Genomic DNA, 23,152 nt, shown 5'->3' with positions numbered 1-23,152 from the left:
CAGAACCAACACCAGAACCAACACCAGAACCAACACCAGAACCAACACCAGAACCAACACCAGAACCAACACCAGAACCAACACCAGAACCAACACCAGAACCAACACCAGAACCAACACCAGAACCAACACCAGAAAAGAAAATTTCTTCTGATGATCCGTTTGACGGAATTAAAGATGATGATATTACAACTTATTCAGATCTGTTTGATATCGCACCGCCTGAAAACGATGATGAAGCTTTCAAATTAGGAAATAAAATTCGTCAGTGGATTAAAAATGGCAAGCCTACACCTGGTGACTCTGAAGTTGAACAAGATGAAGAACAAAATGAAACAGAAGATACACAAAAACATGATAAAGAAGAAAAACCTAAAAAGAAACGAGGTATGTTTGGATTCTTTAAGAAATGAAACTCAAAACAAAAAATTTACTCACTTTAGCGGAATTAACCCCAAAGGAATTTTTAGGATTAATTGATGATTCTATCAAACTAAAGAAGGAACTCAAAAAGGGATCAAACAAACCTGTTTTGAAAAATAAAACTTTGGCAATGATCTTCCAAAAACCATCTACTAGAACACGAGTAAGTTTTGAAACAGGAATGTTTCAGCTAGGCGGGCATGCAATTAATTTGTCATCAAATGACATGCAATTATCTCGTGGTGAATCAGTTGAGGATACTGCAAAAACTCTTTCAAGGTATACTGATTGTATAATGGCACGTGTTTATTCTCATGATTTGCTAGAAAATTTATCTGAGCATTCTAGCGTACCTGTAATTAATGGACTATCTGACTCTTTTCATCCTTGTCAAATTTTGGCAGACTTTATGACGATTAAAGAAAAAAAGAAAAAACTCAAAGGATTAAAGATTGCATGGATTGGGGATGGAAATAATGTATGTAACTCTATGATTTATGGTGCTGCATTATCTGGTATAGAAATGTCAATTGCAACTCCGAAAGAATTTGCACCTGACAAGGATGTTGTAAAAAAATCAAAAAAATCCACAACCATTGAATTAACTTCTGATCCCTTAGTTGCAACAAAAAATGCAGATGTGGTAGTTACTGATACACATTCATCAATTCACAACAGTGATCCTAAACGAATCAAAAAATTTCTTCCAAAATACCAAGTCAATTCCAAACTGATGAAAACTGCTAAGAACGATGCGATCTTTTTGCATTGTCTTCCGGCAAAACGAGAACAAGAAGTTACATCATCAGTAATTGATGGTACTCAATCTGTTGTTTGGGATGAGGCAGAAAATCGTCTTCATACTCAGAAGGCTTTGTTAGCTGCGCTAATTCGCGCTTAACGTATATAAGAGCAGATTCAAACTCGGTTTCTATAGATGGCCTATTCGACAATATTGCGAAGATTAAGGGAACAAAAGACCAATTATAAAAAACGTGGTACCATGTTGATGGGTAAACGCGATTTTATCACTGTAAATATTACTAATGAAAATACTCAAGTTCAAATTCTGAAGCCTGGAATGACGGGAGACAAAGTTCTTGCTTCTGCCCACTCTAGATATCTCCTTGAAAAAGGATGGAAGGGCTCTAGAAAAAGTGTACCTGCAGCATATCTTACTGGATATCTTGCAGGTAAGAAAGCACTAAGTGAAGGCGCAAAGGATGCAATTCTTTACACTGGAACTAGAAAATATACCCAACGAATGGCAGCAGCCCTCAAAGGAGTGATTGACGCAGGAGTTGCAGTACCAGCTAATGCTGAAACATTTCCACCAGAAGAGAGAATCAACGGTGAGCATCTTACAGTAAAAAATGAAGTTTCAAAAATAAAGTCTGCCATTGACAGTGAGGTCAAATAGACATGAGCCAAACTGCACAATCAAAAGGTGGACAAGGTCAAAGAGGACGAGGTGCACCAGTTTATGGAAGAGGTCCATCAGGTGGATCTAAAACAGGCAGTGATCGTCCTAGAAGACCAAGAAGAGAACCGGAAGAAGAAGTTTGGGTTCCAAAAACTATCTTAGGCCAAAAAGTAGCATCTGGAGAAATTACTTCCCTAGAAGAAATTATTGAATCCGGATTAAGAATTCAAGAATCTGGAATTATTAAGAAACTATTGCCTGACTTGAAAAGCGAAGTTGTAGATGTTGGTATTATTCAAAAGATGACTTCAAACGGACAATCAACTAGATTCAAAGCAATAGTTGCAACTGGAAATGAAAACGGTTACTTGGGAATCGGTCAAGGAAAATCCAAACAGATGAGAATTGCAATTGAAAAAGCAACTAGCCAGGCTTTCCTTAATGTTAGTCCAATTAAAATGGGATGTGGCAGTTGGGAATGTAAATGTGAGCAAAAGCATTCTGTTCCATTCAAAGTAAAAGGAAAAGGTGGAAGTGTTACAATTGAAATTATTCCTGCACCTCGTGGATTAGGTCTTGTTGCAGGTGGTAAAATTAAACGATTGTTGGAATTGGCAGGTCTCAAAGACGCATGGACTACTGCAAAGGGTTCTACTCCTACAATGAATTCAACTTCTAAAGCAATTTTGGACTGTCTGAGACAGACGTTTAGTCAAGGTTGATAGAAAATGGCACACGCTTATCTTGTTGTTAGAATTAAAGGTCAAGCTGACTGTCCTTATTGGGCAACTCATACTATGACTTTGTTAAAATTAGATAAAAAATACCGTGCCACAATTCTTCCTGCCAAAGAAAATACTTTGGGAATGCTAAGAAAAGTTCAACACTATGTTTCTTGGGTTGAACTTGATGCATCATTGGCAAAAGAATTGATTGATAAAAAAGCAAGAAAAGGCGGTTATCAAAAAATTACTGCTGAAGATCTTAAAGAACTAGGATTTGCAAATTCTGATGAATTAGGAACTGCATTAGCAGAAGGAAAAGCTACTCTATCTAAACTAAAACCTCTAAAACCTTGGTTTGCTTTAGCGCCTCCGAGACTTGGATTCAAAAGAAGTACAAAGAGACTTTATGGAAATAAAGGCATTCTTGGACAAAACAAAGAACTTGACGCTATTGTAAGGAGAATGATTTGATATGGCAACAAGACTAAGAAAAACAAGACGACTTAGAGGTGGACGACACATGGGATGGGGACAAGTAGGTCAACATCGAGCAAGTGGTCACAAAGGTGGTCTTGGAGTTACTGGTATGATGAAACATCATTGGAGTTCTACTTTAAAATATGATCCAGATCACTATGGTCATGATTCCCCTAAAACACCTCACCCAAATATTGCCAAAACATGGACTAGCGTCAGAGATCTTGATGACTTGTTCCTAAAGTTCGGTAAAGAAGAAGGAGGAAAGAAAATCGTAGACCTTGAAAGCGCAGGATACGAAAAACTCCTTGGTGGCGGAAAATTAACTAATGCATATTCCGTCAAAGTAAAACAATTCACTGCAACTGCAGAAGAAAAGTTAAAAGCTGTTGGGGGAGAGGTGCTATCTAATAATGGCTGAGGGTAGTATTACCACAATTATTCGAAAGGTTGTTTTCAAAGCAGAACCGTATCTTCCTCAAGTACCAAAACCAAAAAAGAAAATTCCACTTCCAACTCGATTGTTGTGGTGTGGAGTAGCATTACTAATTTACATGATAATGGGTCAAACTCCATTATTTGGAGCAACAGCACCTCAGTTTGACTTTTTAGCATTTGCTAGAGTAATTTTTGCATCACAACAAGGAACTCTTGTTGAATTAGGAATTGGGCCGATTGTAACTGCTGGACTCTTAATGCAGTTGCTGAGAGGTTCAGATATTCTCAAATTTGATTTCAAAAAACCTGAAGAGCGAGGAATATTTCAGACTGCAACTAAAATTGTTACATACATTGTAATTGTTGCAGAATCTATTGTATATGCTATCGCAGTATATGGGCCTGGCGTTACAGAGCCTTACTTTTTGTATGTTATGATTGGACAGCTGATGGCAGCGTCAATTATCATTATGTTCTTAGACGAATTAATTCAGAAAGGCTGGGGACTTGGCAGCGGAATCAGTCTTTTCATTATGGCAGGTGTTGCTCAACAAATTCTATGGAGTATGTTTAGCCCGCTACCTGCAGGAGATGGAGGAACAATTGGTATTATTCCGTATCTCGGTCAGTCAATACTTGATGGGGATCTGTCTAATGTATTCTTCCGTCAAAACCAGCTTCCTAGCATCTTTGGTGTGTTTCTTACTGCAGGAATATTGTTAATTCTGGTATTCACACAGGGAATGAAAATTGAAATTCCAATCGTCTCTACAAAATACAGAGGTTTCTCTGCAGTATATCCTATCAAATTGATGTATGTTTCTAACATTCCAGTAATTTTGGCATCTGCCCTTACTGCAAACGCTGTTTTCATTTTCCAAATGCTGTGGGCGAACATGAACCCGCGAAATAATAATTTCTTCATGAACTTTATTGCACAATTTGATCCTACAAGTCCATCTACACCCGTTGGTGGAATTATTTACTACATTACTCCTCCAAGAGGATTGGATGTGGCAGCATTGGATCCAATGCGTGCAGTCGGTTACATTTTGTTTATGGTTGGAATTGTAGTTGTATTTGGTAGATTGTGGGTAGAGCTGGGAGGATTATCCCCCAAGAGTGCAGCTAAGAACTTACTTGATGCTGATGTGCAAATTCCTGGATTTAGAAGATCGAATGCCCCCGTTGAAGCGTTACTAAACAAGTACATTCCATCAGTTACTATTATTGGCTCAATGATTTTAGGTCTGCTAGCCGGCGTATCTGATGTTCTTGGTGTATTTGGATCTGGTATTGGAATTTTACTTATGGTGGATATTCTCATCAACTATTACACACAGTTAGTAAAAGAACAAGTAGAAGTCGTTATGCCGCGTTTGGGTGCTTTACTTGGAAGGAAATAGGAGGATAATTCTAGTAGGAATTCCCGGTGTGGGGAAAACGACAATTCTTTCTAAAATGGTTCAAATTCTAAAAGATCATGATAAAACTGTACATGTAGTAAGTTTTGGAACGTTGATGTTTGAAGTTGCCAAAGAAAATGGTCTCAAAGACAGAGATGAGCTTAGACATTTACCTGTAGAGAAGCAACAACAACTTCAAAAAATTGCCGCTGAAAAAATTGCTGCATATAATGAACAAGTGGTTATTGTAGACACTCATGCGTTTATCAATTCACCAGAAGGCTACTATCCTGGATTACCAGAACATGTCTTAAAAATTATCAAACCAACTAACTTTGTTTCAGTTTCAGCAAAACCTGAAGAAATCTACAATAGGCGAATGAAAGATGAAACACGAAATCGAGACAAAATTACTCTGCCAAATATCAATAAAGAACTTGACATCCAATCAGCAATGATATCTGCCTGTACTGTGCTCACAGGCTCGCCTGTAAAACATATTCTTAATAGAGAAGGAAAGATTGATGAAGCTATAGACAAAATAATTAATGCAATAGGACTGTAAAAAATGGACTTTAACTTTATTCTACTATTTCTTGATTCGATACATCTGCAATTTGATATCTTTGGCGGTGAAAGCAGACAGGCCTTAGGCAGTGATGATCCAATTATCAAAGGATTGATTCTTTCAATGTTTGCAGTATCTGGATTTGGGATTTTACTGAATCTCTTCAACTCTGCTGTTAGAAAGAAGATGGTTGATCAAACAAAACTCAAACGAATAATGAAGGAAACACGTGGATGGCAAAAAGAAAGAATGGCTGCAATGAGAGCAAAAGACCAAGCCAAAATTGCCGAACTTGGAAAAAAGTCTGCATATATGAACAAAATGTCAATGGAGATGATGCAGATGAACATGCGACCAATGATGATTACTTTCGTACCTTTAATTTTGATATTTTATTTTGTATTGCCTCAATTGTTTTCTTACACTGTGGCATTATCTCCAATTCCTCTAAATGTAATCCCCGGAGATTTCTTCCAACTAACATGTACTGCAGAACATGCGGCAATAGAAGGTGATCCTTGCTATGGGCATGAAAATTCACTGTATCTCTGGGCATGGTACTTCCTTTCATCTATTGCGTTTAGTGGCATTGTTATGAAACTGACTAAAACCTCAATGGATCTCAGTTGACAAAATCTATAGTAATTTCTGGTCCTCCCGCAGTAGGTAAAACAACTGTTGCCAAAGGATTGGCTGAAGAGTTTCAACTAGAATATCTTAGTGGCGGTGATGTGCTAAAAGAGATGGCAATGGATGAAGGATTTGATTCTGATGGTGATGATTGGTGGGATACTGAAGAGGGAATGAGATTTCTAAATAAACGAGAACAAGATTCAAAGTATGACAGAGCATTAGATGAAAAATTAACACTGCTCTTCAAGAAGGGCGGAGTGGTAATTACTAGTTACACTTTACCATGGTTAGTTACAGATGGAATTAAAATTTGGTTAGAAGGTTCCCATGAAAGCAGCACAAAAAGAATGCAAACAAGGGATAACATGAGTCCTCAAGAGGCATATGAAATCACAAGAGAAAGATTTGACAAGAATAAAGCATTGTATAAAAAACTTTATGATTTTGATTTTGGTGAAGATAAATCTGTCTTTGATTTAATAATAAACACTGATCATCTAACAGCTCAGCAAGTAATTGATGTTGCAAAAGAAACTGTGAGAAAATTACTATGACACTCAAACAACTTGAAAATCTAATTGAAATTGATCAGGATATAACTGACGATGCATATGGAACGCCTTATGACAAAAGAACACTCGAACAATTGCTAAACTATGGTGTTATTTTGCTAGACAAACCTCCTGGTCCTACAAGTCATGAGACTGTGGCTTGGGCAAAACGAATTTTGAAACTTCCCAAGATTGGTCACAGTGGAACACTTGATCCTCAAGTATCAGGAGTATTGCCATTAGGATTAGGCGAGGCAACAAAAGCACTGGGAGTTTTACTTTTGGGTCCTAAAGAGTATGTTGCATTAGGACGAGTGCATTCTCTTCCTTCAAAAGAAAAACTTTCAGAAATTATTAATTTGTTTAAAGGGGAAATTTTTCAAAAACCCCCACAACGTTCTGCAGTTGTGAGACAAACAAGAACGAGAACTATCTATGAATTTGAATTAATAGAGCAAAAGGAAAGACTGCTCTTGACTCGAGTCTTGTGCGAAGCTGGAACCTATATTAGAAAATTATACTATGATATAGGAGAAATTCTTGGACCTGGAGCTACGATGATTGAGCTTCGAAGAACCAGAGTCGACCAATTTTATGAAACTGACGGCCTAGTAACTCTTCATGAACTAGCAAATGCATTTGCACTATGGGAAGAAAACAAAGATGAAACAAGATTAATGCAAATGATAAAACCAGTAGAGTATGCACTAAGTGAACTAAAATCAGTAGTAATTCGTGATTCTGCAGTAGACGCAATGTGCCATGGCGCACAACTTGCAATTCCAGGTGTTTTGAAAATTTCTCCTAATCTAAAAAAGGGGGATCTTGTTGGGATTTACACGCAAAAAGGTGAGGCAGTTGCTTTGGCTGAATCTACAATGTCTGAAGAAGAGATTCGTGATGCAACAAAGGGATATGCATTTGAAACAAAGAGAATCATCATGGCTCCAAATACATATCCTAAAAAATGGAGAACAAAACCGACTCATTCAAAGGATTAATTTAAAATCATTCTGAAGACATGTTAGCAAAAAGCCTGGTAATTTTTATTGTGATTGGAGTAGTTTCTGGATTTGCATACGGCGTTTACTTGATGGATGTGAAAAACACCAGTCAATTAGTATTTGTTGATGGTCCATCAATCTCATTAGTTACTGAAAAATTTGATTTTAAAAAAGGTGAAGCAATTAAAATTCGAGTAGTGAATTCTGGCACAACTCCTTTGACTTTCTCTGATACATCTTATGGCCTTAGAATTACTGGACTATCTGGAATATTGATGTACACACCTGTTGGCGCACCAGTAATTTCTAATCTTGAACCTGGTGACGAAATTGTATTATTCTGGGATCAGATAAGAAATGATGGCAATGTTGCATTGGAGGGTCTGTATAAAATATCTGCAAAAGGGACAGATGAGAAAGGAAATTCAGTAGAAAAATCAACTACAGTTACAATTTGGAAGTAGATTTCCAATCAAAGTAACATAATTTATAATCACATTTTACCGAAGACTTTTGTCGTAAGACTTGTGCCGGGGTCGCCTAGCCTGGTAGGGCGCGCGCCTGGAAATTGTTTAACCATAAAGCGCGTTCTCGCAAGGGAACGGGAGTTCAAATCTCCCTCCCGGCGCCTTATATTATGAGTCGTAGGCGCAATGAACAAAATTTTCCCCCCTTAAATCCAACCCAACATCGTATTTGTGTGAAAGAAAAAGCAGGTGGCATAGATTGGCACAACTCAAAGAGAAGGGCGGAGCTTGCAAAGATGAGAATTCAAAAAAGATTCTCAAAGGAAAACACAGCTGTTGCCTGGAGATTCCTGGACCGATTGAGGCTTGATAACATGTCTTATGGAAGAATTGAAAACTATTCGGGCTCTGTAATCAGAATACTTCAGCTCAAAGATGACAAAGAAATCAAAGACTGGTCCAAAGAAGAGATTGAAAAAGTGCACATGATGATAGCAGACTCGTCTTATGAAAATTCCGTCAAAAAAGATACCCTTACTGCCCTCAAAAGGTTCTATCACTTTGCAGTACACAATGAAATTGTTGTCAAATCAAAAAACCAAGAGTATGATCCCAACGTTGCATGGATAACCCCTGGGTCATTTCGTGATAAATTTGAAAAAATACAACCGCGGGATCTTCTCACTGATGAAGAAATACTGCAGTTAATTCAGGCCATAAAAAAGATTGGAGGAAAATATGTAAAAAGAAACATTGCACTCGTATTTGTTCTACTTGAAGGAGCATACCGTCCGGGTGAGCTTCTTAACATCAGGATGGGAGGAATTGAATTTCATAAAGACTTTGTGCAAATTCACACTACTGGCAAAACTGGTCCAAAGTCACTAACACTTGTTGCATCATACAATCCGCTCAGGGAGTGGTTAAATGAGCATCCAAAAGATGGTAATCCTTTGGCCTTTCTACTGTATCATGACAATGAAAGCGAAGTCATGAGATACTGGGCACTTGATCATCTCATAAAAAAGGCAAGGGAAAAAGCTGGAATTACAAAACGTGTATGGCCATATCTGTTTAGACACACGGCGTTGACCGAGTATAGCAAAAAGCTAGGAAATATTGCTAAAATTTACGGCAACTGGTCAAAGGACTCGGACATGCTATCCCACTATGAACACCTTGCAAGCTCAGACCAGCAAGATGCTGTTTTGAAGCTTCATGGTCTTAAAAAAGACGATGAACAAAATTCAATCTTGTTTTCCAAAGTCTGCCCTGACTGCAAGCAGCAAAACAGTAGCGACAAGTCGCATTGCATTCGCTGTGGAATGGGACTCTCAAAGGAGCTTGCACAGGTAAGGCAAGCAATGTTGCTATACTACATTATACGAAATCACGACAAGACGATAAATCGAGAATACTATCTGTATTCAGTAATTTCAAAAATAGGCTCTCGTCAAAACAAAGTTTTTAAAATTTACAGAGATTTATGTGAGAAATTTGGTGCACCTTCAGATCAAATTGACTATCCCCTAATGTGGATGAATATTGCAAATTATTTACAGCAAAACCACAATTATGAAATAGATTCTGAAGAATTTAAACGGCTAATTAAAAAATATCCTGCAAAAAAATTTAGTCAAATGAGGGGATTGAAAATATTATTTAATAGAGCCCAGAAATCACCAAAAAGATATTTGGAAAAAGAAATAGAAGCAATTATTACAAAATCATTTTCTGAAATGCATTTACTATAATGAAACAATATTGTTGACAGTTTAGAAGTTTTTAAATTTCATAATTTTCCTTCTTTGTTCATTGTCAATTATTTCAGTTTTTAAATCTGCTAATTCAGGATATTTTTCACGATAAGTAATATTACCAAAATTTACTAACAATAAATGGATTAATCGCAGTATCTTTAGTATCTGAAAACATAAGATAATTTCTATTTGTATTTAGAAACATTTCATCTGTAATTATTGTCCAATTCTTCCCACCATAGTCTATAGCTTCCAAAAATGTTACGCCAAATTCATTAGTGATTTCTTTCCTAACTTGAATTTGTGTTGGATATACCTGTTTATCTTTTAATTCTTGTGCAACATCAATTAGTTTATCAATAATTTCTTCATGATTAAATGTTGTATCTAAAATTCGGGTTTCAGCATCATGTGCAAACCGAGTTCTGTTAAGATTAATTTTCTTCAATAACTCAAGTATGTTTTTGGGTAAGATTTTATCTCGTTTAAAAGTAGACCGTATTTTTTTCTGAAAATCCTCTTTTTGGCTTGTTACGTTAATTTTTTCCAATAGCAGGACTAACTCACCAAATGTATGACGATCAATATTTTTTGATGCGATTTTTGCTTTTCGTAACACTTTGTTTATTTCCTTGTTTTGATCTTCTGCTTCATAGTCATTGTTGATATCTGGCCAAAGAGCAAGAGAGTAAAAATAAACCATATCTTTCAGTATTTTTTCAGATTCAACGTATATCGTATTGATTATCCCTCTCATTTCTTCAACACCTGAATTTTTTATTTGAGTTTGGTATCCTAGTAACATAGAGGTAAAACTTTCAATCCCTTCTAATTTTCTAGGAACTGAAAATCCTAATCTGAGAAGGATGTATCGAATAAGATTCTCTTTATTATTTACCGAGTCTACGGATTTTAATCCCAAATTAATTGCGATTTTTCTCAGGTGAGGCATTCCAAAAAGATTTGAAAGAATGTCATCAGGTCTTTCTTTAACACATTTTTCAATCAATCTTGATTTTACTGTTCCAGTTAAATAATTCTGTATTTGTAGTTCTGTTTCTAACTCATTTTCAGGATATTCTTTTAAAATAATTTCAGTCATTCTTTCAACAGGATCATACACTGAATCTTCAAATATCCCGCATGGGGTTATGGTGTAATTCCAAAACACTTCGTCATTATGTATATTGATTATGGATTCATCAATTAGTTGATTCAAAATTGAAAGGATATCGTCATCTTCACCATATGTTAGAATTAGTTGTAGATATTTTAGATATGTTATAGGCTCAGTTCTATCATAATTGTTATTCTTTGGTAGGAAAATAGATTTTTCAATAAACTTTTCAACAGAATTAATATTCAAGTATTTTAACAAAAGACTTATCAAATCATCAGCATCAGTTTGTTTTCTAGTTGTTACAGATTTTGTAATTCCCAACGCACCTACAACCCATTTTCCTTTTTGAGACAATGGATCTATTTTGTGCTCTAAAATCAGTTTTGGTAAAATTTCAGCAAAATCTTCAGGTTTTGTATTTTGTGTAATTTGTAAACTTAATGAATCAATGTTTTTAGAATCATATTTCCATTTTTTCTCTTTTTCACTCAATATGTCTGCAATTAATAATAATTCTTCTTTTGAAAAAAAATCAGTTGCTTTCCAAATGGAATATCGTTTTACAATTCCTTCAAAACTTTCTGCATTCATTAATTTTTGGCAAAATTCTTTTTCCATATTGTCATTGATCATAGTTTCAATTATTTTGTCATAGGATATCCTCTTTGAGATGTTTAATCTCAATGCCAGATTTAGTAGATTAACAAAGGATTCTTTGTTTTCAAACATTTCCCGAATTATAGGCACCATATTTTTGATTATTTCTTCTTTTTCCAGAATCTTTGTTTATTTGTTCAATATATGAAATTTTAGAGACACAAATTTTGAAATAGAGCACTGTACCAAAAAAATCATTGAAAAAATATCTTATGATATTCATATTTGTGCTAGTTATCTGGGTACCGTTAAATGCACATGCAGTTTCTACATCGTTAGGTAAAATTTGTCTAAATGAAGATGGAATTCGAGAACTCAATTTTCATTATACTGTAGGATTGCAAGAATTTGACGTGTTAAACAAACAAGTGTATGCTATTATTGATTTTGATGCAGAGGATGAAGATAAACAAACAGAATCTTTTCAAGTTATTCATAGAAGATATCCTTACTTGGGAGCACAGATTATTCATGTGATTGAAAAAAACGATAAAGGGTATTTTGAAACTGAAGTAAATCAACATATTCATGAAAGAAGAATTACGCCTATTTTTGATTCTCCAAATCTGTGGCCATATCAAACATACGAATTTCCATTATTTTTAGAATTTGATAAAGATGTAAAATTATGTTATGACAAGTGGGATGATGCTAGTAGTGATATTAATATTTACAAGGTAGGAGATTTTTCACAAAACCCTAGTTGGAGTCTAATGATAACTCCACATGAAACCAGTTTTGAGAAAATACGAGAATTAGTCCCAGACATAAATCCAAAATTTGAAGATTCAACGATTTTTCAATTTGATGTTGAGATAGCAAACGCTGAAAATTATCAACAGAAAATTATTCCATATCTTGTCTTAACTGGAATGCCAATATTACTAATGATTGGTCATGCATTGTGGATAAGATCTGATACATTCGTTTTGCATGTGACATATTTTGCTGCTGTTTCTATTTTGATTTTGTCAAGTATTGTAGCAATGACTGATTTTATTCCTCCTGACCTTACTTGGTTTGAAGTTTTAACCATATCCAGTGTTACATTATACATTATTGGGTTTTTTGTATTTGTAGCAAAGCGATATTACAATAATACAAAAAAGAAAAACAAATAATACAATTCTTACCAAAAAAACTAGGTGAGGATTAATTATGAGCAAAGAAAAATTTCTGTCTGCATATATGTTTGTAATTCTAGTTGTTGCCACATCAATGTTAATCGTAGGTGTAATTTTGGTTATTTCTGGCATCTATCAAATAGATTACAAAACAGAAAACGATTTCATGAACTGGGCCGCAGTCGTAATTGAAGTAGGTATTGCAGGATTTATTTCAGGAGTAGTGTTATTGTTTGATAAAAAATACAAAAAACAAATGAAATCTCAACAAGGTGAAATTTCTGAATTAGTTATAGAGATTCAAAATATGGAAAAATCCCAATTGGATCTAGATAAAAAACTACTGGAGACAATAGAACAACAATCTTTGTTTACAAATAATCGTAAAAACTTTGCATACCGCAAGATTATTCTTGAATTATTTAATGTACTTAATGGTATAAAACAGATTAGACAAGCCATTCCAGAAGGAGGAGAACAATATATCTATCCAGAACATGACCAAGATTCGTATGTCTCCTATCTTAATTATCCAATCGAGGAACCAATTCAAAGCATCGAGCATGTTATTGAATTATCTAATGATGTGATTGATTCAGATACGTTGTATAGTCTGTTTGCGTTTATTCAAATAACCAAAACACATCGTGTTAGCATTTATGAAAACATCATCAGTAGAGAAAGCATTAATTTTCTCATACCTCCACTAGAAAAACTAATTGAAAAGATCACCATAGAATTAGAGAATTTTCGCTGATTAATTTACTCAAGATAATTTTAAACTAAACAGACTCTCAAAATTTACCTAGTTCCTAGCACAATTTTACTCACAAAGAGGGGGCGTTCCCTTTTTACTGTTTGTCGATAAAAACAGTATCCCCCCACTTTACTCGTGATTTTATGACGCTTTGTCGTAATGCTTAAGAAAATAATCCTTCTTTCCAATACCACATAATTGTTAATGTTAATATCAAAACCGAGATGATGAAAGTTCCCCAATCTTTTATTTTTAAAACAAATTTGTTAGATGTAATGATATTATGTGATTTCACGCCCATTAGTTTGCATATTTCATTCAGTGCATCATAATTGTTATTGGATTTAAATGACGCTATTAGTTTTTGAATAATTTGTATTTTTTCTGATTCTTTTTTAGAAACAATCTCAATAATGATATGTTGAATATCAATAATTTTTTGCTTGTGATGTATTTTAAAAAAAGTATTGTATGATTGTAAACCATAATCCAAATACTCTTTAATTTTATCTTTATTTTTTAATCCTTCTTCGAAAAACCCCCCAGATATCCATAGTAAAAAATCATCTTTATCACGATCCACTTTTATTTTTACAGATGTGATTGTAAACATGAGCATAAACCCAAAGAATAATGAAAAAAAGAATACAGCAATAGGATCCAATTGTTCTGCATTTATGTCATCGCTTTGAGGATTTATCACAATGTATGCTACAAAGATGATTACTGAAATAATCATGAGAATAAATGTCACAAGATAAATTTTTTCCAATATACGATTTTCTTTAATTATGTATTTTGAACCTAAAATTTCAAAATGTTTTGAAACATTGGTTTTTTTATATGTGCTTACATATCTGTTATTAACTATCGAAATGAAAATCATCATCAAATAGATAACATATGGTCCAAAAGGCAGTATGGGTGTTTCGAAATTGGAATTAATTGATTTAAGAATATCTGAACTGTAAAAAATTAAAAGTAAAAAAATACACGGCACAATTATGACATATAGAAAAATTTTCCATATCGGATTTTGAATTAATTGATTTTTTATTCTAGATGGTTTTGAGATTTTTTTCTCACTGTATTTTGTAGTAATGGTTGTAGTTATTGCAGATATCTTGCTATCGTGAAGAGAAGAAGATGCAGTTTGAAAAATCCGAATAATTGTAGATGTGCCCCATATTATGAAAATGACTCCAAAACTAAGTTCTAATGCTAAATCAGTTAACAACTTTTTCTGTTCATTCGAAATGGGGTTTGAAAGTCCGCCTTCATTAATTAATGTGGACAAAATATCAGTCGCATAATAAGAAGATGCAATTCCTAAACAAAGCATAATAGATGCTAGAAGAAATGAGAAGAAAAGACGCTTCTTGGTAATCATAACACGAAAGATTTGTTTGAATTCATCCACAGTTCCGAATTCTTTTTGTTTGAATTTTAGAAATTTTTTAATTCCAACAAAAATCAACAGGGCAAAAATTAATGTAAAAAAGATATTTTTTCCAAGATTAAAAATGAGTGATTTTAATAACTCTTCTGAATAGTCATCAATAATTAGTTTTAATATATTTTCATATACCGAAACTATTGCAGTGATTTGACTTGCAATTAATAATGACAATATTAGTGAAAATAAAATTGTAAAAATCCGATTTGAGTTAAAATCACTCATATCCAACAAATTATTTTCATACTAATAAGGTATGATCATATTTTTGAAAGAAATACATCTACGGAACAGATTATTTTATCAAACATTTCTAATGTTTGTGTCTCAAACGTGCTACCCAAACTGTATGACGACAGTTGTCCTTTCAGATCACGTCTTTCATCAGTATCATGTGAATCGTTGTATGATTTGATGTATGTGTTCATAAATTCTAAATCATGCAATAAAGAATTAATTCCATGAGTGTAACTGCCTTGTCCAGTATGTTCGCCCCACAAGTCTCTTTCTTTTAGAAATGCATCACAAGAAACAGCAGTAGTTCGTAAATACGATAATTCTAGAAGAGAAATTTTCATGTTTGACTCAGGCGAAACAAAATAAATTCTGCTAATAACATGTCTAAAAGATTCTTCCACCATACTACTTGCAGAACGTAAACTTTCAAGATTTTTCCTCTGTTCGATTGATGTTCCAAATAAATTAAAAATAATTGAACGATTTGCACGTATTTTTGAGTTATGAATTCTTACAAAACACTGGTCAGTTGAACGTACAAAATAAGGTTTATTTGAAAAATTATTTTGAATTTGGATTACGATATAGAATTTTTTGTTATCTTTTTCATGAACTGGAATAATATCCACATCAGGTATTGGTTCTATCAGAAGAACACTGTTACTGATTTGATTTTTAATGTTATCTTCAAAACCATGTTTAAACCCACGTTTTTCAAATTTTACAATTTGCTTTCCATCTTCACTATCAATTTGTTCAATCCCCAATACTAGATGTCCTCCCTTGGTATTTGCCATTGCACAGATATGTTCTTCTAATTGATTTGGTTCTTTTTTAAAATCAAAAGTATCTGATTCAATCCCCACATATTGAATCAACTCATCTATTTTTTCTATAGACCAATTCTCAACTGACGAAGGAATTTTGGGAATTTTCATCATATCATCTCAATTTTTCTTCTAGAGCAAGTGTCAATATCTCGATTTTTTCTTTTAGAATGTTTCTCTGATCATTGATTTTATTATATGGGAATTCTGCATCTAGTTTATCTATTAAATAGGGAATCATTTTTAAGATTTCAGTAAAAATCAACGGATTGTTTTGATGCCATTTGTCATATGATTTTGAATATCTTTCGCCCCATTTCTTTAGTGCAAAGTCTTTTAATGTTACGTACAACTCCAATCGATTTTGAATTTGAGGGTTAAACAGAACATCCTGACAGTTATGAATCCATTCTTCGGGATTAAGATCATATCCTCCAAAAGAAAGAGTTCCATCCAAATTGAACAAATGATATTTTTCAAAAATAGGTCTAAGCATTTCTCCTAATTCTTTTCGTTTGGATTGGCATTTATTTTGAAAGTCTATCCACATTAGATGCCAAGTATTTCTCTCTTTTTCGTATTCCTGAAAAAGTTTTGATATTTCAGGCTCACATTTTAATTGCCAAAATGGTTCAAGTTTGTTCCACGCATTATCTGGAATTTCTGTTATGAAATCTCGTTTTGGATATATATTCATTAATTGGTTAAAACAAGGACGATACACATGTGTAATTAGATCATCTTTTTCTTTTTGAGATAGTTTTTTTCTAATTCCATTTTTTTGAATATTTTTTATTATATTTCCTAGATATTTTTCAAAATCATATCTTGTAAAAATTTCAATGTCTTTGCCTTCTACTAATACTCCTTTTGCTTCTTTTTCTTCAGCCATTACTCTGACAGGAACTCCAATTCCCATAGCGTATCCTATTTCTTGATGTACTGATGGTGCAAAATGAGAGTTTTTAGTAATAATGGCTACTAGATAGTCTGATGATTTAATTTCATTTTTTATTTTCTCTCCAAATACAATATCATATTCTTTTCTTCGTTCTGCCAAGTAACCATAGATGTTATTTTCATTAAGATTGTGTTCTAAGGCTTTTGCTAATTTTTGGTCTGATTTTACAAATTTGTGGCTGATAAAGACCTTGATTTTACCAGTATGATCTTCATGAGACACATCAAATTCTAATGGCTCATTATCATCAGCATGTTCTTTTTCATAGTTTAGTAATTCATCCATTCCATTAGCGTTGATTCGTTGAACCCATTCACCATGAACATCTTTGAAAGATCTTATCCAGTCTTTTTCTTTCAGATAGATTAACGCCCCTTGAATTACTTCTTCAGGAAGTTTAAGTTCTGGTTCAAAGTAATCCATACCCATGTAACTCATAGGGTCCATATTGTAAAGATCTCGCATTATTTTCAAAATTTTGTATGGTAATTCATTGTCCATTTTACTTTCCTGATTGAATAGTTTTGTCCACCACTTTACATTTGAAAACTTTACTAAATAATCAGTAAACTTTACTCCGATAAGGTGTTATTTTTCATACATAGAATTATGATTTTACTGAATTTTACTAGGCATAAAACAGTAAATTTTTCCTTGTTTTCATGATTTTATTCATAATTTTACTGGGGTTTCTGTAAACTTGTTTTCGTAAATTTTACTGTATCAAAATGAACAGGTTTTCAAAAATACCCTCCAATTACTGAAAAAGTTCATTGATGTCAACGGCGATTCAAAAAGGTTACGATTCGACAAACTAGGTTCACTTGATGATTCGAATTAGGTCAATTCCTATGCTTTTGCCGTTTAACTAGGCGTGAAAAGTGCAAATTCGAAGATATAACTCGAACGGGCTTTATCCGAATTAATATCATAATTGGAATTTTACAATTCGAATTAGAATTAAAAAAGATAATACAAACACAATTTGAAACTGTAACAGTTCCATTAGGAATTATTCCACATGTGGAATTTTTTCTACGAATAAATAATTGGAATTCAAAATGGAATATTATGCCTGATTCTGTAATAATTCACAATATTATGGCTAGTTATTCACAAAATCAGTAAAATCATTACTGAATTGTTACAATGAAACTAAACCTAAACTGTAACTCATTATGGAATTGTAATGATATAATTATGTAAAAACATTAATTTTTCTTTATAGTTTTACCATTTGAATTAAAATTACATTAATGATTATAGTAGACATATTTTTAAAAATATTTTATTCAAAGTGTTTTCTAAATGGATTATTTTTAAAATCAATCTTTCCAACTTTGACTCCAATTTTAAATCCTCCATATTGATTCCAAAGAGTTGCAAATTTTATCAATGCTTTTTTAGGTATTTTTTCTTGTACAACAAATAAAAAAACATAAGACAGAAGATGATGATACAATTTTTCTAATTGTTTTTGTTGTAATTTTCGTTGTGATTTTGAACCACGTACTTTTTTAGGTATTTCATCATTAACATGTTTTTTTAATTTCATTATCCTTTCATTGATTTTCTCAAGCGAAATTCTTACTGGAATGGGCTTTGTTGTTGATGTATTTATTCCATACAACAATATTGCAGCACACATGCCAACCATGTTTGTGATTTCCTGTAATAGATTTTGGTAGTTTTTTGGTTTTACATGAATATTAAGATCAACTATAAAATGATTAAAAAATTCAGCATTGGTTACCAGAAATAAAAGATAATTCATATCAGCCTTATCCAATACAACATCCTTCGAATTCAAATATTTTACAAGTTCATCAGTAAGTGTTTTTGGATTGTGATGATATTTTTTGTCTTTATATGTGATGTATCCGTGTTCTATCAATTTTGCCAAAACTCGATAAACAGATTTTGTGTTGGGGGTCTTTGTCGTATTCTGAACAATTTGAGCCAGTTTGTAGCCTGATGCAGGCATCATGAATATCTCAAAAAATAACTCTTGTGAAAGGCGATTTTTAAGAACAGACTTAGGATTCTTTTCATTTACCATGTCATTTTTACCTTTTTTGACATATGTCTCATAACATCATAAATCTACTTACCAACTGATAATCTATGGTTTTATGCCTATGATATGCGAAAAATCGACCGATTGCGCTCAGAAATTGAAGTTATCAAGAAGGAAATTGAGCAATTACAGGTATTTCGACAGACGGCTCAAACCAAGAAATTTCTCAGACAGTTGATGGGCGAACGCATGAACATTCAGAACCAGATTCAAAAACTGCTAAAATCTAAAAACCAAAAAGAAGAGGAAAGACAAAAGAAAAGATCAGATGCAAACAAGAATCGCAGTCAAAAGATGCGACGAAGCTGGAATTACTTTAGATCTATACAAAAGAATTTTGATACTGGAAAATCACTTAGAGAAATAAGAAGCGAATTCTCAAAATTAAGGCGAGGACTTGAATCAGACATCTCAGATGTCATATGGAGGAATCCAAGCCCATGACATTGCAAGTTTACACTCCGAAATCAAATGCCAAAGACCTGACATTTATCAAAACTAGAAAGCAGAACAGAAATCCAAACATCTCACAACGAAGAAAAACTTTGGGGGCTGACACTGAAACTGTTAAAGGAAACATTTTTCTTTTCATGTTGTCAAATGGTGTTAAACTAGAATATCCAGACATAACATTTGATAACATTGCAAAACTTCTTCTAAAGCATGAGGGGTATTGGATATTTTTTTACAATCTACAATATGATGCTGAATGCATTTTAAAATTATTGCCCAAAGACATTCTTAAAACCTACAAGACTAGTAAAAGATTAGATTTTCAATACAACGGATATCAAATAAGATACATTCCAAAAAAGCAACTAACAATTAGAAAAGACAAGCATTCCATTTCATGCTATGATATTGCACAATACTATGATAACAAACGACTCGAGGTTGCATATTCTGAGCATATCAAAAAGACTCTTGATCAAGAGTATCTTGAAACAAAAGAAAAGAGAAAAAAGTTTTCACTGCGATACTTTATGAGAAACAAGCAAAAGATCCGAGACTATTGTCTTTTGGATTGTGTTTTAACTCAAGAACTGGCAGATTACTGGCTAGATACTTTTTTTAACGCATACCAGTTTTACACGGCAAACTGGATAAGTTCGGGATATCTGGCAGAAAAAGTATTGATATTCAATGACGTGGAAATCGCATTGTTTACTGATATTCCCTATGAAATACAGGATTTGGCGTGGAAATCGTTCTATGGAGGGCGATTTGAGCTAATTCAACGCGGATTCATCGGAGAGTGCTACATCTATGATATCAATTCAGCGTATCCATATGCGTTAACATTTCTTCCAGACATTACTGATGGCAAATGGATTCATTCCACTAGAATAAACCCCAAAGCATCATTAGGATTCTTTCACATCAGAGCATATGTTTCTGATTCTGTTAAAATTTCGCCATTTCCATTTAGAACAAAAAATAATAGAATCATCTACCCATCAGGAGAGTTTGAGACATTTGTCACACTAGAGGAACTAAAGGCAGTAATTGGTGACTCTAGAATAAAATACAAAATAATAGAATCACAGCAATTCATTGCAAATGAAAACTGTACATATCCATTTAGAGACTTTGTAAATTCCCAATATGAGAAAAGAATGGAATTACAAAAAGAAGGAAATTCGCTAGAGAGAGCAATCAAGATCATTCTAAATTCCGTCTATGGTAAGATGGCTCAGCGAACAAATGGTGTTATGGGCAATTTGTTTAATCCAATTATTGCATCTTACATCACAGGTTTTGCAAGGGCACAACTGTACAAGTTTGTCAGAGACAATAACATTGAAAGAGATGTAGTGGCATTTGCAACTGACTCTATTGCATGCAGAAAAAAGATTCCAAATCTAGATAGTAAAAAACTAGGGGGGATGAAACTTGACAAGTATGGCTTTGACACGTATTTTCTTTCTAACGGATTCTATCATATCAATGGCAAATGGAAGAATCGTGGAATAGGATATGACACTGAAAGAAAGATAGAGATTGAACATTTGGCAACAAAGATTGATGAGGAAGGAAATCTCTACATTACTGTTGCAACTACAAGAACCACCCATATCAAAGGAGGAATTGTATATGACAAAATTGATGATATTGGAAAGATTGAAACGTATGACAAGAAAATTGGACTAAACTCAGATAGAAAGCGACATTGGTTATCCGATTTGGAATCATTAAAAGACAAGAAATGGTGTGATTCTGTGCCTATTCCTATTGATATTATAGGAGATATTATCTCAAAGAATGAGATTATTTGGTCAGGATATGATGAATTTGTATATGAACCTGAAAGTGATCTTTAAATTCTTTATCAGATCGATTGTAAATAGTGTATCTTGAAAAAATACGTCTAGAGAATTTTAAATCACATGTTAATTGGGAAATACCATTAAGTCAATTCAATATTCTCATAGGATCTAACAGCAGTGGAAAATCATCTATTCTTCAAGCTCTTTTAATTTTAAAAACATCATTGAAACAACAAGGAACCAATAATCTAACATATTCAACAGACTCTTATGATTATGGAAATTTTAAAGATGTTGTCTCATTTGGTGACCTTACACGAAAAATACGAATTGGGGTAGAAGGGATAAAAACAATCGCCACCGGAATTGATTATGAAGGAAAAACAAAAGCTGATTTCGGGTATTATGTTACAGAAGGGGAAAAGGGTATTTCTGATGTGTATCTAGGTGTAAATGTAGATCACTACGATTTTGAATTTAGTTATCGAAATCAGAAAACACGTATTAATTCTAGAAGAGGACAAGAGGAAAAGTCCACGTTAGAGTGTTCCATAAATGGACTACACCCACGAATAGCATCTAAGGAGGGGAGTGAAACAAGTACTAGAATCAATAATATATTTGCAAATGGGGAATTTACCGAACAATTGTTAGATGAGTTTTTCTATATTCCATTTTTTCGTTCTGCAACAAAATATGGTGTTAAATTGGTACGAACACCTGATGATTTACTTTCAAGTAGTCCAGAATCTTTAATGGATGTAACTTTAAGCAAATTAAGCAAAGATACCGATTTGCTAGGTAAAATCAGTTCATTTATCCATCAATTAACGGGTAAAACGATTCGTACTAGAAATGTAGACCTTCTTTCATCTGAACTGCAAGGAGTGACCTTGGAATTTGTAAAGAATGGATTTGCTAATGCTATTGCAAACGAAGGAACTGGTCCTAATCAAGTAATCTTGTTACTTACAATACTGGTAGGAAGTCCTTCAGGTTCTGTAATTGCCATAGATGAGCCTGAAATCCATTTGCATCCCAAAGCTCAATCAAAACTTGTAGAATTAATGATAGAAATTTCAAACAAAGACAATAAACAGCTTATTTTTACTACTCATAGTGAGCATATGCTCTATCCATTTTTAGCAAAAATTGCAAGCAAACAGCAAATTAACCCCACTAGAGTCACAGTAAATTCATTTTATCAAGATGAAAAAACAGGGGTTTCAAAAATAGAGACTTTACCTATTAATGAACATGGACAAATCAAAAATGGATTAAAAGAATTTTGGGAAACTGATTTTGAAATGTTTTCTAAATATGTGGGTGAACCCAATGACTGATTATGTAATTGATGAAAATGTTGTTTTAAATGCAATTCATGGAAAAAAAGCATCAAACAATAAATCTAAAAATGCAGATACAGAAAAAATATTTCTTTATGGATTTTTCTCAAACAAAGACAAACAGTTTATGAATTTGAAAATTCAACAAAAGTTTTTTGCATTACCTAAAAAAGTGGAACAGAAATACAATAACGAGATATTAGACAATCATATAATTCCTAGATTTTTAGGAGTGATGAGTGATCCATTGAAAACGAGTATAATAGAGGGTATTTCAAATAATTTTGAAGGAGTTAAAAAATGTGACACTGAATTTGTTGGTGTAACATTACAATCTAATGCAATCCTTGTAACTGCAGATGGAAATCTAAAAAAAGCTATTCAAGAAGATAGTTTTGTTTCTAAATGTAAGTGCTCTACAGTTGAAGAAGTTTTAGAAAAATAAAAA

23 protein-coding genes, 1 tRNA gene and 1 pseudogene are annotated in these 23,152 nt (G+C 33.4%); 20 read left to right on the top strand and 5 right to left on the bottom strand.

Going from position 1 to position 23,152, the window contains the following annotated elements:
* The 14 genes and pseudogenes from K5783_RS10755 to K5783_RS10690 form a co-directional block, all read left to right on the top strand.
* A pseudogene (locus K5783_RS10755) lies at window positions 1-413 on the top strand (signal recognition particle-docking protein FtsY); the annotation flags it as partial.
* On the top strand, window positions 410-1,324 hold the full coding sequence (gene argF / locus K5783_RS10750) for an ornithine carbamoyltransferase (RefSeq protein WP_297474292.1): 915 nt from the start codon (window positions 410-412) through the stop codon (window positions 1,322-1,324). The pseudogene K5783_RS10755 and the gene argF, both read left to right, overlap by 4 nt.
* A gap of 36 nt (window positions 1,325-1,360) precedes the next feature.
* Entirely contained in the window at window positions 1,361-1,843 is a 483-nt protein-coding gene (locus K5783_RS10745; protein WP_297474291.1) for a 50S ribosomal protein L18, read from the top strand.
* Window positions 1,844-1,845: 2 nt separating this feature from the next.
* The gene (locus K5783_RS10740) at window positions 1,846-2,568 is read left to right on the top strand and encodes a 30S ribosomal protein S5 (RefSeq protein WP_297474290.1); all 723 of its coding nucleotides are present in this window, start codon (window positions 1,846-1,848) and stop codon (window positions 2,566-2,568) included.
* 6 nt (window positions 2,569-2,574) lie between these two features.
* On the top strand, window positions 2,575-3,042 hold the full coding sequence (locus K5783_RS10735) for a 50S ribosomal protein L30 (RefSeq protein ID WP_297474289.1): 468 nt from the start codon (window positions 2,575-2,577) through the stop codon (window positions 3,040-3,042).
* Window position 3,043: 1 nt separating this feature from the next.
* Window positions 3,044-3,469: an uL15 family ribosomal protein gene (locus K5783_RS10730; RefSeq protein WP_109876376.1), complete on the top strand. Its 426-nt coding sequence runs from the start codon at window positions 3,044-3,046 to the stop codon at window positions 3,467-3,469.
* Complete coding sequence (secY, locus tag K5783_RS10725) at window positions 3,462-4,892, top strand: preprotein translocase subunit SecY (protein ID WP_297474288.1); 1,431 nt, start codon at window positions 3,462-3,464, stop codon at window positions 4,890-4,892. Before K5783_RS10730 ends, secY begins: the two co-directional genes overlap by 8 nt.
* A complete protein-coding gene (locus tag K5783_RS10720) occupies window positions 4,870-5,457 on the top strand; it encodes an adenylate kinase (RefSeq protein WP_225866822.1) in 588 nt (195 codons plus the stop codon). The genes secY and K5783_RS10720 overlap by 23 nt, the downstream gene beginning before the upstream one ends.
* Window positions 5,458-5,460: 3 nt before the next feature.
* Window positions 5,461-6,090 (top strand): EMC3/TMCO1 family protein, encoded by a 630-nt coding sequence (locus tag K5783_RS10715; protein WP_297474286.1) that lies wholly within the window; start codon window positions 5,461-5,463, stop codon window positions 6,088-6,090.
* Window positions 6,087-6,647, top strand: a complete 561-nt coding sequence (locus tag K5783_RS10710) for a cytidylate kinase family protein (protein ID WP_297474285.1) — start codon at window positions 6,087-6,089, stop codon at window positions 6,645-6,647. Before K5783_RS10715 ends, K5783_RS10710 begins: the two co-directional genes overlap by 4 nt.
* Complete coding sequence (locus tag K5783_RS10705; protein ID WP_109876371.1) at window positions 6,644-7,645, top strand: RNA-guided pseudouridylation complex pseudouridine synthase subunit Cbf5; 1,002 nt, start codon at window positions 6,644-6,646, stop codon at window positions 7,643-7,645. Before K5783_RS10710 ends, K5783_RS10705 begins: the two co-directional genes overlap by 4 nt.
* Window positions 7,646-7,665: 20 nt before the next feature.
* The gene (locus K5783_RS10700; protein ID WP_297474284.1) at window positions 7,666-8,112 is read left to right on the top strand and encodes a hypothetical protein; all 447 of its coding nucleotides are present in this window, start codon (window positions 7,666-7,668) and stop codon (window positions 8,110-8,112) included.
* A gap of 65 nt (window positions 8,113-8,177) precedes the next feature.
* Window positions 8,178-8,276 (top strand) — tRNA-Ser (locus K5783_RS10695).
* Between the two features lie 72 nt (window positions 8,277-8,348).
* Window positions 8,349-9,869 (top strand): site-specific integrase, encoded by a 1,521-nt coding sequence (locus K5783_RS10690; protein ID WP_297474283.1) that lies wholly within the window; start codon window positions 8,349-8,351, stop codon window positions 9,867-9,869.
* A gap of 121 nt (window positions 9,870-9,990) precedes the next feature.
* Here K5783_RS10690 and K5783_RS10685 read toward each other — a convergent pair whose 3' ends face one another.
* Window positions 9,991-11,724, bottom strand: a complete 1,734-nt coding sequence (locus tag K5783_RS10685; RefSeq protein ID WP_297474282.1) for a hypothetical protein — start codon at window positions 11,722-11,724, stop codon at window positions 9,991-9,993.
* Between the two features lie 125 nt (window positions 11,725-11,849).
* Here K5783_RS10685 and K5783_RS10680 point away from each other — a divergent pair, with 125 nt between their 5' ends.
* Window positions 11,850-12,773 (top strand): hypothetical protein, encoded by a 924-nt coding sequence (locus tag K5783_RS10680; RefSeq protein WP_297474280.1) that lies wholly within the window; start codon window positions 11,850-11,852, stop codon window positions 12,771-12,773.
* Between the two features lie 37 nt (window positions 12,774-12,810).
* The gene (locus K5783_RS10675; protein ID WP_297474279.1) at window positions 12,811-13,533 is read left to right on the top strand and encodes a hypothetical protein; all 723 of its coding nucleotides are present in this window, start codon (window positions 12,811-12,813) and stop codon (window positions 13,531-13,533) included.
* A gap of 163 nt (window positions 13,534-13,696) precedes the next feature.
* Here the strand turns inward: K5783_RS10675 and K5783_RS10670 are convergent, their stop codons facing one another.
* The 4 genes from K5783_RS10670 to K5783_RS10655 form a co-directional block, all read right to left on the bottom strand.
* The gene (locus tag K5783_RS10670; protein ID WP_297474278.1) at window positions 13,697-15,214 is read right to left on the bottom strand and encodes a hypothetical protein; all 1,518 of its coding nucleotides are present in this window, start codon (window positions 15,212-15,214) and stop codon (window positions 13,697-13,699) included.
* Window positions 15,215-15,249: 35 nt separating this feature from the next.
* A complete protein-coding gene (locus K5783_RS10665; protein ID WP_297474277.1) occupies window positions 15,250-16,167 on the bottom strand; it encodes a helix-turn-helix domain-containing protein in 918 nt (305 codons plus the stop codon).
* Between the two features lies 1 nt (window position 16,168).
* Window positions 16,169-17,515, bottom strand: a complete 1,347-nt coding sequence (locus tag K5783_RS10660; RefSeq protein WP_297474276.1) for a toll/interleukin-1 receptor domain-containing protein — start codon at window positions 17,513-17,515, stop codon at window positions 16,169-16,171.
* A 787-nt stretch (window positions 17,516-18,302) separates the two neighbouring features.
* A complete protein-coding gene (locus K5783_RS10655; RefSeq protein WP_297474275.1) occupies window positions 18,303-19,073 on the bottom strand; it encodes a hypothetical protein in 771 nt (256 codons plus the stop codon).
* 84 nt (window positions 19,074-19,157) lie between these two features.
* Here K5783_RS10655 and K5783_RS10650 point away from each other — a divergent pair, with 84 nt between their 5' ends.
* From K5783_RS10650 to K5783_RS10635, 4 genes are read left to right on the top strand one after another with little or no spacing between them, the layout of a single operon-like run.
* Window positions 19,158-19,535, top strand: coding sequence for a hypothetical protein (locus K5783_RS10650; protein WP_297474273.1), 378 nt, complete (start codon window positions 19,158-19,160; stop codon window positions 19,533-19,535).
* Window positions 19,532-21,412: a DNA polymerase gene (locus K5783_RS10645; RefSeq protein ID WP_297474272.1), complete on the top strand. Its 1,881-nt coding sequence runs from the start codon at window positions 19,532-19,534 to the stop codon at window positions 21,410-21,412. The genes K5783_RS10650 and K5783_RS10645 overlap by 4 nt, the downstream gene beginning before the upstream one ends.
* 26 nt (window positions 21,413-21,438) lie before the next feature.
* Window positions 21,439-22,701, top strand: a complete 1,263-nt coding sequence (locus tag K5783_RS10640; RefSeq protein WP_297474271.1) for an AAA family ATPase — start codon at window positions 21,439-21,441, stop codon at window positions 22,699-22,701.
* Entirely contained in the window at window positions 22,694-23,149 is a 456-nt protein-coding gene (locus K5783_RS10635; protein ID WP_297474270.1) for a hypothetical protein, read from the top strand. The genes K5783_RS10640 and K5783_RS10635 overlap by 8 nt, the downstream gene beginning before the upstream one ends.
* Window positions 23,150-23,152 lie beyond the last annotated feature (3 nt).

This window comes from Nitrosopumilus sp., from assembly GCF_025699125.1.
Taxonomy (GTDB): Archaea; Thermoproteota; Nitrososphaeria; order Nitrososphaerales; family Nitrosopumilaceae; genus Nitrosopumilus.
The sequence above is the reverse complement of the archived record's forward strand: the minus strand, read 5'-3'. Positions and strand labels throughout refer to the sequence as shown.

Excerpts from the sequence above, each read along its gene's own strand:
- K5783_RS10670 (WP_297474278.1), bottom strand. The coding sequence starts at position 15,214 with ATGAGTGATTTTAACTCAAATCGGATTTTTACAATTTTATTTTCACTA.
- K5783_RS10730 (WP_109876376.1), top strand. The coding sequence starts at position 3,044 with ATGGCAACAAGACTAAGAAAAACAAGACGACTTAGAGGTGGACGACAC.
- K5783_RS10700 (WP_297474284.1), top strand. The coding sequence starts at position 7,666 with ATGTTAGCAAAAAGCCTGGTAATTTTTATTGTGATTGGAGTAGTTTCT.
- K5783_RS10635 (WP_297474270.1), top strand. The coding sequence starts at position 22,694 with ATGACTGATTATGTAATTGATGAAAATGTTGTTTTAAATGCAATTCAT.
- K5783_RS10665 (WP_297474277.1), bottom strand. The coding sequence starts at position 16,167 with ATGATGAAAATTCCCAAAATTCCTTCGTCAGTTGAGAATTGGTCTATA.
- K5783_RS10705 (WP_109876371.1), top strand. The coding sequence starts at position 6,644 with ATGACACTCAAACAACTTGAAAATCTAATTGAAATTGATCAGGATATA.
- K5783_RS10715 (WP_297474286.1), top strand. The coding sequence starts at position 5,461 with ATGGACTTTAACTTTATTCTACTATTTCTTGATTCGATACATCTGCAA.
- K5783_RS10685 (WP_297474282.1), bottom strand. The coding sequence starts at position 11,724 with ATGTTTGAAAACAAAGAATCCTTTGTTAATCTACTAAATCTGGCATTG.
- K5783_RS10740 (WP_297474290.1), top strand. The coding sequence starts at position 1,846 with ATGAGCCAAACTGCACAATCAAAAGGTGGACAAGGTCAAAGAGGACGA.
- argF (WP_297474292.1), top strand. The coding sequence starts at position 410 with ATGAAACTCAAAACAAAAAATTTACTCACTTTAGCGGAATTAACCCCA.
- K5783_RS10650 (WP_297474273.1), top strand. The coding sequence starts at position 19,158 with ATGCGAAAAATCGACCGATTGCGCTCAGAAATTGAAGTTATCAAGAAG.
- K5783_RS10735 (WP_297474289.1), top strand. The coding sequence starts at position 2,575 with ATGGCACACGCTTATCTTGTTGTTAGAATTAAAGGTCAAGCTGACTGT.
- K5783_RS10675 (WP_297474279.1), top strand. The coding sequence starts at position 12,811 with ATGAGCAAAGAAAAATTTCTGTCTGCATATATGTTTGTAATTCTAGTT.
- K5783_RS10645 (WP_297474272.1), top strand. The coding sequence starts at position 19,532 with ATGACATTGCAAGTTTACACTCCGAAATCAAATGCCAAAGACCTGACA.
- K5783_RS10745 (WP_297474291.1), top strand. The coding sequence starts at position 1,361 with ATGGCCTATTCGACAATATTGCGAAGATTAAGGGAACAAAAGACCAAT.
- secY (WP_297474288.1), top strand. The coding sequence starts at position 3,462 with ATGGCTGAGGGTAGTATTACCACAATTATTCGAAAGGTTGTTTTCAAA.
- K5783_RS10660 (WP_297474276.1), bottom strand. The coding sequence starts at position 17,515 with ATGGACAATGAATTACCATACAAAATTTTGAAAATAATGCGAGATCTT.
- K5783_RS10655 (WP_297474275.1), bottom strand. The coding sequence starts at position 19,073 with ATGGTAAATGAAAAGAATCCTAAGTCTGTTCTTAAAAATCGCCTTTCA.